Origin of the sequence: Robbsia andropogonis, from assembly GCF_034047095.1 — a bacterium.
GTDB lineage: Bacteria > Pseudomonadota > Gammaproteobacteria > Burkholderiales > Burkholderiaceae > Robbsia > Robbsia andropogonis.
Genome location: NZ_CP139170.1, coordinates 1,923,065 through 1,935,367, shown reverse-complemented (window position 1 = coordinate 1,935,367; position 12,303 = coordinate 1,923,065). Strand labels below are relative to the sequence as shown.

Here is a 12,303-nt window from a genome sequence, read left to right as displayed (position 1 = left end):
CTTTATGCAACGCGTCGCCAATGGGCAGCATTATTTAGAGACTTATGCCGACTCCACCTATTCCGGAAATGCAATATGTAACGCAGCGGGCCGCATCCCCGCTGAAAAAAGAAACAATGCCACGGTGTATGCCATTGCATAAACGCGGTAGGAACGCCGCCGTTGCGATAACGGCGGCGTTGGCGATAAGCGGATGTATCGATGTCCCGATAGGCTATCAACAGGCAGCGATGCTTGCACAACCGGGTCCTGGGCTGGCGCCAAAGGCCATTGTCGTCGTTCCCACGGATTTGCGAGGTGCCAAGACCGCCTTTCGCCCTGGCGGAAATTGCGCCGGTTATTGGTTTATGTCCAAATCGGGCGACGCAATCATTAACTCGGTACGGGCCACGTTGATGGGAGCCTATCCGGAAGTCGTCGTTGACGACGGCGTCAGTGATATCGACTCGGCAGGGCCAGCGGATCGGTACGTATTGAGCGACATTGCGTTTACCCCAGAATTGCACGTCGGATCACAATTCGTGGGGACAGCGCATGTGACAATCAATATCGCGGTGACGCCTCAAGGACAGCGCCTACCTACCGTTCACGAAACGCTCTCCGGATTCGGCAGCGACCACGAGGATGGGGCCTGTCACGCAGCGGCATTAGCCGTGTCGCGCGCAAGCCAGCATGCACTCCATGACGCGATGGTGGTACTTGCCAAAAACATCGTCAATCCGCAAGCCGAGTCTGAAATAATTCGTAGTGGATTGCGTTAAGCTGACACGCAAATGAAAAGACCGTGCACATTTCCGCGCACGGCCCTTCTTCAAGCTGCCTTAATGGCTTACCAGACGATCACTCACAGGTGCCGACGATGTTGCCGACGTCAGCGTGATAGTTGCCGGCTTGACGATGCTGGTTTTGTTATCTTGCGTTAACGGATCTTCTCTCTCGATTGCGTGTTCCCGCAAGACGAGTAGCACTACGCGCCATACGCCGCCGGCCAAGACGCTTACCGCACTCATGGCGGCCCAACCAAACAATTTGCCCACCGTCGTTCTTCCCGTAGCACATCGTAGATGGACACATCCTTTCAATATTGGAATATGGTGTGTCCGCCCTTTGGTCTCAACGCTTTATTCACAGGAATGCTACTCCCGCCCTTCTCGCGCTGCAATCAGGACTCGCCCTTTATGATGATTAGTTGAGACTTCACTATTCTCATTGCGCCCTTGGAAGAATATTACTTCGACAATCGTCGTGAAGTGCATAAATCGGCATAACGACGGCCGTTCACGTTGCTGAATTGCCACGACATTCATTGTCGAACCTGATTATTGCCTGGCTAGCATTCGCGAGAAACCCGAAGGTATGGGTACGCTATGGCAAAAAGTACCGATCGATACAGCGCACTATGGTGAATGACGGCATTGAAAATGCATGCATCGATCGAACGGGCTCGATGCTGCGGCACATCGACCGCAGCGGACACGCATCAGGATGGGAAAACCCTAGGTAAACCGAGAGCACCCATGTTTCATGCGTGCTTTCGTCAGATAGGTCGAGTCGATAGGTAAAGGATTCCGCATTTGAATCTCCAAAAATATAGTTTATCTTAATTTCTGTAATTTCATGAACATCTATTAAATAAATTAAATTCAAAAAATTAATTCTCACCTCTTCAAAAAAATCCGACCTGAAATTTATTTAAATCCATAAAAATACCAGTAAACCCGTAAACCCGTAAACCAATTTTATATTTTAATTTAACAATAAATTATACTAAAATCAATCAATAAAAATTCATTGAAATAAATTTCAGATGCTGATGAGATTTGAAATTTTCTTTCAATAGGCACATCACTTAATCAAAATGGGAAAATCCAAGCCCTTGATATACAACATCCCTGCCGCATCATCCAACGTGAGATTACGAGAGATCATCGGAGCTAGCGGCGACGCGATCACCCGTCGCTGAATGAATATTTATTATATGTTTGTACCAAACATATAATTTATGAACTCGCTTGCAATAGGTCGATATTGGCGATTGCGTGGCCACGGCGCTACAAATACAAACGGTCGTTTGACGCTGTCTCCAAATATACATCTGGATACAGCGCGCAGCATATCTCCAAGTCGCTCACTCATCACGCTTCGTGCGAAAATCCGGGCTTCAATACCGATCCAAAAGAGACACGCATGGACAACGACATTAAAGAATTACGCCTGAATCAGACTGCGCAGGCGCTCATACTGCAAATTCTGCTTAACGGCCACATCAATATGCATGAGGAGCCAGACACATATCGCGAGCAGCTTTTCGAAGCAGTCAGCGGCGTAGGGAAGCAAATGCTCGAATCCGTAGGCCAAGAGGATGACGTCACCTCGTTCAACCAGACGATCGGACTGCTTTTTTCTCGGTAACGGATGCTCGCGCCGTCTTACTGGATGTTGTTTACATGATAGCGAGGCTGCAACGAAGCATCACATCAAAAAGATCCACGAGGTCGCAGGCAGACAAAAGGTGTCACATTGAAAATAAGCAACAATACCTTGATGCAGCAGGCAGGTATTCGGAATAGGCGTGCCTGGCACGTTCGGTCCGCGAGATCACGAGCACGCAATTCTTGACTACCATCGGCAGCGGTGCTTTTCCTCGGGACATTGCGGAAACACGTGACGGCACCATTCAATTGCCGATATCGCAGGAAAAGCAGGTGTCAACGAGGTGACGATATGCGTGGCGCTGGCGTGACCTCCGATCGGCGATCTACACCCACCTTTTGATGTGTGGAATAAAAAAGAAAAGGACCTAAGCGACGAATCGTTTAAGTCCTTGAATTCTTTGGGGTGGCTGATGGGACTCGAACCCACGGCAACTGGAATCACAATCCAGGACTCTACCAACTGAGCTACAGCCACCACGATCTCAACAGCGCAAAATAGCCGCTTTGTTCGTTTCAGCGCCGCTTGGCGCAGCACTGAAAGACCGCAATTATAGGAAGCATTCGCCAGCTTGGCAAGAGAAACTTCATGTATTTTCTCAAGTCTCTCAACGATCGTTTTCGTTTCCGCTTAAGCGCAATGCGCTATCGAACCGCGAACGACGTGCTACGCAAATGGGCGTTTGCTTCATCGAAAATGGTGAAGTCTCCTTGGGCAAGGCGCGGACTATCGGACAACACGCGACGCCACGCTCGCGCGCCGGGCGCACCGCGATGCCAACCAAGAATATGTCGAACCATGGCGTTCAACGGCGTACCAGTACGATGCGCTGATTCAATATACTGGTGCAGTGCTGCTTCAACGGTGGCATCGTCCACGTCGATAGTATCAACGCCGTAGATGCGGCGATCCACACCGCGTAACATGCCTGGATTTTGATATGCCTCTCGACCGACCATCACCCCGTCGACATCTTTCAAGAGTTCCTTCACCTGGTCCAGTGTCTGCACACCGCCATTCAAAATAATTTCGAGATGCGGAAAGTCTCGTTTCAGTTGCCGAACGACGTCATATCGCAGAGGAGGAATCTCGCGATTCTGCTTCGGACTCAAGCCTTTGAGTACGGCATTGCGCGCATGGACGATGAACGTTTCGCACCCCGCGTCTGCGATCGTACCGACGAAGTCCCGGACAAAGTCATAAGATGCCTCATAATCGATACCGATACGATGCTTGACCGTCACCGGCAACGTTACCGCATCACGCATGGCTTTAACGCAATCCACCACGGTCACCGGCTCGCGCATCAAACATGCACCAAACGCACCACGCTGAACACGCTCTGAGGGACATCCGCAATTCAGGTTGATCTCGTCATAGCCCCACTGCGCTCCGAGTTTCGCCGCGCGCGCCAAATCGTCTGGCTCACTACCGCCCAATTGCAACGCTACTGGATGCTCCGTCTCGCCGAAATCAAGATGTCGACGAACGTCTCCATGCAACAACGCTCCGGTGGTGATCATCTCCGTATACAACCACGCCTTGCGCGTGAACATCCGATGGAACGCTCGACAATGGCGATCGGTCCAATCGATCATCGGTGCCACGCAGAAACGGCGCGGGCTGGCGTTTGAAGAAATGTCCATCAGATCAAGAAAGTAAGCGCGCCGGTCGCGCACGACGAAAAAACTGAGGCTACAGGCTGCATTAAAAACACGGAAAGGTGAAGCGCGTTGTCGCGACGTCTCTTCGCCGAGACGGCAGTATAGGTTATCGCGGCCCCCATTCCTCGTGTGCCGGATCACAGGGTGTTCCACACGCGACAATCGTTGCATTAATTGTCATATCCCCAATGGTACTGCCCGGACCGCGCGGCCCAGAAGTCGTCGTTAGTTGCCGACGGGGGCGACGGGGGCGACGGCAGCTACGCTAGCACTTTAACAACTACCAGGAAAGTTAGAGTGGGCGATGCTTGTACGGCGCAACCCTCTGCATTACCAACGTCATCCGTTGTCATTTCAACCTACAATGCAAATTTTTCTTATATTTGCAACCAACCGTACAATAACATCGCCGTGGATATTCCATATTCCATTTAATAACGATGAGTTTCCCATGCAAAGTGCTTACAATGTGCTCGCTCTCTTTTTGAAGAGCGATGCAGCAACGCATTACGCGGCGCGTATTTTCAATTGCATTGATAGGCGAGGCTCCTTGTACACCAGCGTGGCACTGATCATTAGCACGATGAATACGCCTTATGCATTCGCTGGACCGACCATCTCGCCGGAAGTAACGCCCGCGCCCCCCCGACTTGAATCGATTACAACACAGGCACTGGATTCATGTACCGAGATGGGGGAGATCGCACGCGCAGTCGCTGCCTGGCGCGATGCTGGCGGTGCGTCATGGATGGCAAAAGCGAAACTTGATCAACGGATCAGCGAGCCACCTGTGAAACTGGCTGCGCAGGATCTCGTTGACACCCTTTACTCCGAAGCCATGCGCAAACTCGGTCCAGACGAAACAGTCATGGTGGTTTCGGCAAGTTGCCGCAATGCAACAACACCGTCCTCCGCCAGCGAGCCTATAGTGACGAAATGACGGATACGTCAATCCGCTATAGCCCCCCCTGCTCGTCACTTTAATTGTCGCTATGTTCCAGCAAACGCCATTCCGATAGGATTTGGTTAAACGCCACACGGCGATAGGTTGATCATCGGCATTTCGTCATTGCACGGACTTCCCGGTGCGAGCGCATTGTACAGCGCTGTATTTTTGACCTGAATAAAATGCAAACAGCAATAATTTCCTTACACTATTACATTTGACAAGGTAATCATTCTCTCATAAGGTGCAAGTGGGTAAACCACTGATCAAGGAGGCAATATGCGCTCTCGTATGTTACAGGTAGCCAGCGTGTCCGCCTTGCTGCTGGCCCCGCTCGCTGTATCCGCGCAAACGGTCGCCCCGCAAAGCGGCGGCTTTAGCGGTGGCGCTGGTGCCATCGTGGCCGCTCGCGGTCCATCGGGCGGCCAAGGTGGCTTCAATGCAGGCGTAGGCGCAGGCGGGTTCGCCGGCGCTACCGCTTCGGCCAATCCAGGTCGCGCGGCGGCGGCCGGTGCGCTAGGCGGCGGTGGTACCGGTACGGCAGGAACGACTGGCACCACCGGCACCACGGGTACAACCGGGACCACCGGCACGCGGTAATTCGCGCCTAGCGCGCATGAACAACAATCCATGACGTTTCGCGCGGCACCACACGCATGATGCCGCGCGCCAAACCGGCCCCGACACCCGCTCAGCGGTTCCGGGGCCTTGTCTTTTGTGCGATTGCACAATAATTCTTGCCTTGCCCCATCATTCTTGCTATAGTAATTCTTCTGACGCGGGGTGGAGCAGTCTGGCAGCTCGTCGGGCTCATAACCCGAAGGTCGCAGGTTCAAATCCTGCCCCCGCAACCAGATTCCAAATGGGGCGCTGTGTTATCACACAGCGCCCCATTTCATTTCTGCCCCGCCCCCATTGAGCCTCACGACACTTCGGCGTAACGCACTATCCCGGCTCGCATTTGAAGCAGGCGTGAATTTTGCATGGTTTTCTTTCGATTTCCTTTTGAAATGAATACCATGCGATCGCACATCATGTTCATCTCCCGTCCTTGGCATCGCCCTGACCCCACGCCAGCTCAGCCCGGACGCACGCCCTTTACCGCTCCGCAGCCGGATGACGTGCCGGGAATACCAACAGACGCACCGTCGGACATCCCTCTACGCGAGGATCCGACTGATGAACCGCTAGAGTAAATGGCAAACGTGCGTGCCGCTAAGGTCATCGGCCGACGATCGCCCCGCGCGCGTCGAGATGGACAGCATACCCGGCAGCATGAAAAGAGCCCTTAAAGAGAGAGGATTACGATGATCAAGAACTTTACCCATACAGTAGAGGGTCGCAATCAGGAGTGCTGCGCGACACTAGGTGAAGGCACGGAGAATACACGGGTCATCATCAGTGCCGCAGCGTCGGCCGAAACCCTTGTCATCCTGGAGGCCGACGGGGCGATTTCAGCGCTGAAGGCGCGCCTCGAATCACCGGAAACGCTGCTGGACAATGCGATACGCAAAGCGAGCGAACAGAAACTGATAGATGCCGCTCTCCAATCGGGGCAAGTACAAACCGCTCAGCTGTAACGAGGCACGGGGGCTACAACGACGTGGCGCTTGCGCCCTACCCGCCGTCGATGACGGACCAGCCATCGCCGGAAGCCGAACGAATCTGCCCGTCGTGCTTCCGCGAGCAACCAATCCCGTGTAATCTGAATGCAAGGCAATTGCTTTCTGCATCCTCTCGAACCGCCGCGCCTAAGTGACATGCCCTTTCTGTCCCATTTACGTCGATTCTGGTCCGTTGCGATGTGCGCGCTTTGCTCGACGTACGTTTTGATATCGCCCGAGGCCGGCGCGCGGCCAAACGGCCATCCGATCGATGCGACGACGCGCCCCGCACCACCGGCCAGTAGCGCGAAGCAGACCGGACGCATCGGGCCAAACGGCATCGCACATCCTCCACCGAACAAATCGAGTAGAGGCATGGTACGGGAACCACCGGTGTCGCCTACCGAGTCGCGAATGGTGCATGACCCCGCACCACGTACCCGCGACATGCTGTCGGGTGCCCCGCAGACCAACGGGGGCGCGCACCAGGATCAGCATCGTCGGCCTGCCGACACGACGGATGAGTAAAAAACGACCTGCCCCCCCTGCCCGAGCCGGGCTCGTTCGACATGCTCGCACGTTTTCGTTCCTTTATACTGACGCTCCCCAGGCTTGGTCCATCGCGCTCGTCGTGATGGGCGCCACTCTATGCACAATTTCCTACTGATCGTCGCCGCGTTTGCACTGGTATTGTTGAACGGTTTCTTCGTTGCCGCGGAGTTCGGTCTCGTTAAATTACGCAGCACGCGCGTCGCCGAGTTGGCGGAGACGCTGGGATGGCGTGGCCGCATCCTGAAACAGGTACATGGAGAGCTCGATACCTACCTGTCGGCATGCCAGTTGGGCATCACGCTGGCGTCGCTCGGCCTGGGCTGGATCGGCGAACCCGCCTTCGCCCACGTGATCGAACCGATTCTGGGTTGGATCGGTGTGGACAAACCCGCAATGATCAAGGCCGTCTCTTTCACGATCGCTTTTGTTGCCATCTCGTTTCTCCATATTGTCGTCGGCGAACTGGCACCTAAATCGTTGGCGTTGAGACTACCGGAAAAGGTAGGGGCCTGGACGGCGTGGCCGTTATACGGTTTCTATTGGATGGCCCTTCCGGCAATCAAAATGCTCAACGCAAGCGCGTCCGCGACATTGAAGCTGGTAGGCCAGGTCAACACCGGCCACCTGGACGCTAGCTATTCCCCGTCAGAGTTGAAACTGATCCTGCGCTCTAGTCGTACCGCCGGCAACATGACCGCGCGCGAACAAAACATCCTCGCGCATTCGATGGACTTCGGTGAGTTGGACGTGTCCGATCTGATGCGACCGATCGGTGAAGTCGTGTCGATGTCGAAGGCGAATACGGTCGCCGAAAATCTGGACATCGCGCGTCAGTCACGCTTCACCCGATACCCGTATTTCGACGCGGACGGTGAAACGGTCCTCGGCATCATCCACGCAAAGGATCTGTTTCTATCGGACCTCGACGATACGCCGGTTCGATCATTGGACAGTCTTGAACGATTTGTTCGGCCGGTGCAGCGCGTCCCGCCGAACCTGCCCGCAATCGAACTGTTCCGACGTCTACGCGCCGGGGCACCACACTTTGCCATCGTCGGACACGCCGATCCGCTGCAACCCGTCAAGCCGGTCGGCTTCATCACGCTGGACAATCTGCTGGCGGCGATCGTCGGCGAGATCCGCGATGAATTCGGCGCACATGGCGATGAGTGGACCCACCTCTCCGACGGAAGTCTGCTCGGCAAGGGCAGCCTGCCGCTCTTCACACTGGAACGCGCCCTCGGTATCGAATTGGGCGTGGATGAAGTCGAGTCGGTCGGCGGTCTGGTGATGTACAAGCTGAAGGAATTGCCAACCCAGGGGCAGCGCATCCCATTCGATGACTTCGATGTGCTCATCGACAAGATGACAGGACCACGTATTACCGTGGTGCGAATCGTACCCCGGGAATATGTGGCGCCTGCTACGTGAGGACTGTCGATATAATGCCTGACCGTCCCGTATCGGACTGCGTCGAATCCTGCTTATGCAACGTCTGATCCTACCGTACCTCTCCGGCTTTCTGTCCGTTCTGTTTTTTCAACAAGCAATGATCGGCATGCTGCATGCCGCAGGGCTAAGCGCCCAGATGCCTTTCGACCTGACACCCGCTCCCGCTTTCGGCGTCCCTAATTTTTTGGTGTCAGCCATCGCTGCCGGCGTCTATGCCGTCGTTATGGCCTGGGTCTTCCGGATCGAACCATACCGGCCAGCCCCCTGGATTCCCGCATTTGTTTTCGGAGCGATCGTTCCGACCGCACTCTCGATTTTCGTCCTCGGGCCCGTGCAAGGTGTCTGGCCTAGTGGCAACATCCTGCCTCGCGTCGCGTTTGGCGCCGTGTGCAATGGGTTTTGGGGGTGGGGAACGTTGATCATGATCCGCGCATTTATCAGCAGCGCGGGATTTACTGATCGAGACGATGGAAACGCATGAGTGTCTTAGACTTCCTGGACCTGCAATACCGCTAAAACGGACTAGAACGCCTCTGCCCTGGTGAGGTGACGGCGGAAAGAGGTAAAGTATTCAGCTTGCGGCAGCGCCGGAATCACCACGCGGCGACGCCGCGATCCGTCCGGAATGACCTGGGTTATTTTCATCTTCTTCCAGAATCATCGACGACGCGAGTACCACGACCGCGGTCAGGAAACAGATGGCAATCGCCAGTACGATCAGCCAGTACCCCGGCTCAAAGTCGAACATGTAACACCCCGTATAAATGTATGGTTGCCTCTTCCAAAGCAAAGTCCATACCAGTCCCGCACTTTCCTGCAAACACGGGTTTTCCACCAGATTTGTTGATTTTTCTCGATTGCTTGAGCGTAATGGGAACGATTTTCTGCAATCGTAAGCAATCTTTACAGAGCGATCTGTCTCGCGCATCTATCGCGCGAGGCGCAGATGCACGCACGCGCATCAGCGCACGGAAGCATTGCTACATTTTAGTTGACGGTGCAGCGCCGGTATCCTGAAACAGGGCATCGATAACGCCGCGCGCCACCTCCTCCAGATGCCCCAACGCGACCTCTTCGTCAGCGAACGCCGACGCGGCACCTAACGGCAGCAAACGCTCCAGCTTGCGCGGTTCATCGACGCCATGCTCGGTAAGACTGATACTGCCGACATAGGTCGGATGCGGATGCCCGCTCAAGGTTGCCGTGGCATTGATATAGAATCCGCGATAGGGGCCTGTAATCCTTGCTGCCATTGCATCCTCCGTTCTATCTATTGATTCATTGTCATCCTTCATCGTATCAAGCCTTGGGTGCATGCCACGCCTTTCAGGATTTCGCGATGTAGGCCACCATCGGACGTCCTCGTCGCGTGCGCGATAGAATCAATCGAACGCACTTGAAAAGAGTTGATAAAGCATGGCACACGCACCTACTTCATCCGCATCACTTACTGCCCGTGTTTTTGGGATCGCGCGCGTGGCCGCGCTTGTGCTACCCGTCCTATTGGGGGCCTGCGAGTCATCACGTACCACGCAGCTGATTCACCTACCCGACGGCACCGATGGCTTCACCATCAATTGCAGTGGAAGCGATGCCCGGCAGAGCTGGGCGCAGTGCTATGAATCAGCAGGCAAGGCATGTGGCGCGAGCGGCTATGACGTGGTGTCGAAGGAAGGCGATGACACGGCAACCGGGGGATCCGTCAACGGCCTGTTCTCGGCCAACATCCGCAATCGCGCCCTGGTGATACGTTGCCATTGATCGATTCGGCATCCCTAGTGCGAACATGATAGCGTCACGTAAGGAAATCGCGAAAAACCTTGCGTGACTCCGCAAAACGCGCTATAGTCTTTTTCTCAGACGCGGGGTGGAGCAGTCTGGCAGCTCGTCGGGCTCATAACCCGAAGGTCGCAGGTTCAAATCCTGCCCCCGCAACCAAATACGCCAAAAACGCCGCGATACTTTTGTATCGCGGCGTTTTTGTTTTGATTCGCCCAACAGTGGGACACGTTTTCGCCGAAGAAATTACTACGCCCGCTGCGGGTATCCGCTTCCTGCGATGCAAATGGGTTCGGCATGTAGCGTTCCTGCCTGGCACCTGTCATCGTCACCCAGGCGGTCGGTTCGAATGGCGACGGTGGTATAGTTCGTCGACGTGGGCGCAAGCATTCCGCCCCTGGCCAGTTAGTCGTGTGATCGAGCCTGCGCAGCGCACAAGGTCTCTTTCTTCCATCTTCGTCCCTACGCTTTGCTGATGAACTACTGCTCGAATTGCGGACACTCGCCCGTTTCTCGTTGTATCCCCCCGGGCGATACGCGAGAACGCGACGTCTGTTCAGCTTGCGGCACCATTCATTACGAAAATCCGCGCAACGTGTGCGGCACGGTACCCATTTGGGAGGACAAGATCCTTTTATGCCGGCGCGCAATCGAACCGCGCCACGGATTTTGGACGCTACCAGCCGGATTCATGGAACTCGGCGAAACCACCTGGCAGTGCGCGGCACGGGAATCGGTCGAGGAAGCTGGCGCGCATGTCGACCCGGAAACGATGACGCTGTTCTCGGTGCTCAACGTTCCGCACGTCGACCAGGTGCACTTTTTTTACCTCGCCCCGCTGCGTGACGCGACTATTGCCGCGGGCGAGGAAAGCCTCGAAGTCGCATTCTTCACCGAGGCGGAGATTCCGTGGGACGACCTGGCTTTTTCAACTGTCGCAAACACCCTGCGCTATTTCTTCGAGGATCGTCGTCGCGCCAGTTATACATTGCACACGGCGGACATCCTCACACCGATGCCCATGACGCCACGGAAGAACGACTCCGGCGATGCCGACGTCCCTCGCGTCGCATCGCCGCCCGATGCGCGTCACGACGCCAACTGATCGCGGCCAATGATCACATGGCTTTCGGCAATCGATCCGTTTCCCCCACTACAACGTGCGCTCGACGCGGAAAGTGACGCACCGGGATTGCTCGCCGCCAGCGCGGAGCTCACGCCAGAACGCCTGGAGAGTGCCTATCGACAAGGTATCTTTCCCTGGTATTCGGACGGTCAACCGGTGCTATGGTGGAGCCCCAATCCACGAATGGTACTGTCGCCGTCGAATCTCAATATTGCGCGATCGCTGCGCAAGACGCTGCGTGCCGTATTGCGCGATCCGCGTTGGGACATTCGTGTCGATGAGGACTTTCCAGCCGTGATGCGCGCCTGCGCCACCGCGCCACGCGATGGTCAAGGCGGGACCTGGATCACCGACGATATCGTTGCCGCCTATGGCAGCTTGCATCGCACGGGCCTCGCTCATAGCGTTGAGACGTGGTACGACGGCGTGCGCGTTGGGGGCCTGTACTGCGTGGCGCTGGGCCGAATGTGCTTTGGCGAGTCGATGTTTGCGGAGCGCAGCGACGCATCGAAGATCGCCCTGGCTGCGTTATGCGCCTACACCGCGTCGCACGGATTCGATATGATCGACTGCCAGCAGAACACGCCGCATCTGCACCGGATGGGTGCCCGCGAAATCAGCCGCGATGCCTTTATGATCCATTTGCTGCGCGCAAGCCGTGCCGCGCCACCGGACTGGCGCTTTGATAAACAAGTTTTAGCGTACTGGACAAACGCTGCCCCTCTTCAAGCAGCGGAATCATGATGC

Annotated in this window: 15 protein-coding genes and 3 tRNA genes; 13 read left to right on the top strand and 5 right to left on the bottom strand. The window is 55.5% G+C overall.

The features are described from left to right. Positions 1-128 precede the first annotated feature (128 nt). Positions 129-761, top strand: coding sequence for a hypothetical protein (locus SJQ66_RS22090; RefSeq protein WP_024905495.1), 633 nt, complete (start codon positions 129-131; stop codon positions 759-761). Positions 762-821: 60 nt separating this feature from the next. Here SJQ66_RS22090 and SJQ66_RS22085 read toward each other — a convergent pair whose 3' ends face one another. Next, on the bottom strand, positions 822-1,037 hold the full coding sequence (locus SJQ66_RS22085) for a hypothetical protein (RefSeq protein ID WP_024905494.1): 216 nt from the start codon (positions 1,035-1,037) through the stop codon (positions 822-824). A 1,150-nt stretch (positions 1,038-2,187) separates the two neighbouring features. On the opposite strand from SJQ66_RS22085, the gene SJQ66_RS22080 reads away from it, so the two are divergent. Then, positions 2,188-2,412, top strand: a complete 225-nt coding sequence (locus SJQ66_RS22080; RefSeq protein ID WP_157685193.1) for a hypothetical protein — start codon at positions 2,188-2,190, stop codon at positions 2,410-2,412. Positions 2,413-2,834: 422 nt separating this feature from the next. On the opposite strand, the gene SJQ66_RS22075 is transcribed toward SJQ66_RS22080, so the two are convergent. Then, a tRNA-His gene (locus SJQ66_RS22075) sits at positions 2,835-2,910 on the bottom strand. A gap of 167 nt (positions 2,911-3,077) precedes the next feature. Beyond that, on the bottom strand, positions 3,078-4,079 hold the full coding sequence (dusA, locus tag SJQ66_RS22070; protein ID WP_046154362.1) for a tRNA dihydrouridine(20/20a) synthase DusA: 1,002 nt from the start codon (positions 4,077-4,079) through the stop codon (positions 3,078-3,080). 322 nt (positions 4,080-4,401) lie between these two features. Here dusA and SJQ66_RS22065 point away from each other — a divergent pair, with 322 nt between their 5' ends. From SJQ66_RS22065 to SJQ66_RS22035, 7 genes are all read left to right on the top strand, one after another. Next, entirely contained in the window at positions 4,402-5,037 is a 636-nt protein-coding gene (locus SJQ66_RS22065; RefSeq protein WP_320534550.1) for a hypothetical protein, read from the top strand. 285 nt (positions 5,038-5,322) lie between these two features. Continuing rightward, positions 5,323-5,643 carry a hypothetical protein gene (locus SJQ66_RS22060; protein ID WP_157684935.1) on the top strand — a complete coding sequence of 107 codons (321 nt, stop codon included), beginning with the start codon at positions 5,323-5,325 and terminating at the stop codon, positions 5,641-5,643. A 177-nt stretch (positions 5,644-5,820) separates the two neighbouring features. Next, positions 5,821-5,897 (top strand) — tRNA-Met (locus tag SJQ66_RS22055). A 453-nt stretch (positions 5,898-6,350) separates the two neighbouring features. Then, entirely contained in the window at positions 6,351-6,623 is a 273-nt protein-coding gene (locus SJQ66_RS22050; protein WP_024902443.1) for a hypothetical protein, read from the top strand. Between the two features lie 180 nt (positions 6,624-6,803). Further along, on the top strand, positions 6,804-7,175 hold the full coding sequence (locus SJQ66_RS22045) for a hypothetical protein (RefSeq protein ID WP_320534549.1): 372 nt from the start codon (positions 6,804-6,806) through the stop codon (positions 7,173-7,175). A 120-nt stretch (positions 7,176-7,295) separates the two neighbouring features. Then, positions 7,296-8,630, top strand: a complete 1,335-nt coding sequence (locus SJQ66_RS22040) for a hemolysin family protein (protein WP_024902441.1) — start codon at positions 7,296-7,298, stop codon at positions 8,628-8,630. 55 nt (positions 8,631-8,685) lie between these two features. Beyond that, positions 8,686-9,132, top strand: a complete 447-nt coding sequence (locus SJQ66_RS22035) for a hypothetical protein (protein WP_046154359.1) — start codon at positions 8,686-8,688, stop codon at positions 9,130-9,132. Between the two features lie 90 nt (positions 9,133-9,222). Here the strand turns inward: SJQ66_RS22035 and SJQ66_RS22030 are convergent, their stop codons facing one another. Together SJQ66_RS22030 and SJQ66_RS22025 are read right to left on the bottom strand one after the other, a co-directional pair. Continuing rightward, entirely contained in the window at positions 9,223-9,399 is a 177-nt protein-coding gene (locus SJQ66_RS22030; protein ID WP_320534548.1) for a hypothetical protein, read from the bottom strand. Between the two features lie 232 nt (positions 9,400-9,631). Further along, the gene (locus SJQ66_RS22025; RefSeq protein WP_024902439.1) at positions 9,632-9,904 is read right to left on the bottom strand and encodes a hypothetical protein; all 273 of its coding nucleotides are present in this window, start codon (positions 9,902-9,904) and stop codon (positions 9,632-9,634) included. A 163-nt stretch (positions 9,905-10,067) separates the two neighbouring features. Here SJQ66_RS22025 and SJQ66_RS22020 point away from each other — a divergent pair, with 163 nt between their 5' ends. From SJQ66_RS22020 to aat, 4 genes are all read left to right on the top strand, one after another. Beyond that, entirely contained in the window at positions 10,068-10,412 is a 345-nt protein-coding gene (locus SJQ66_RS22020) for a hypothetical protein (RefSeq protein ID WP_024902438.1), read from the top strand. A 100-nt stretch (positions 10,413-10,512) separates the two neighbouring features. Next, positions 10,513-10,589: transfer RNA gene (locus tag SJQ66_RS22015), tRNA-Met, on the top strand. Positions 10,590-10,905: 316 nt separating this feature from the next. Next, positions 10,906-11,535 carry an NUDIX hydrolase gene (locus SJQ66_RS22010; RefSeq protein ID WP_024902436.1) on the top strand — a complete coding sequence of 210 codons (630 nt, stop codon included), beginning with the start codon at positions 10,906-10,908 and terminating at the stop codon, positions 11,533-11,535. Positions 11,536-11,544: 9 nt separating this feature from the next. After that, the gene (gene aat, locus SJQ66_RS22005; protein WP_024902435.1) at positions 11,545-12,300 is read left to right on the top strand and encodes a leucyl/phenylalanyl-tRNA--protein transferase; all 756 of its coding nucleotides are present in this window, start codon (positions 11,545-11,547) and stop codon (positions 12,298-12,300) included. Positions 12,301-12,303: the final 3 nt, after the last annotated feature.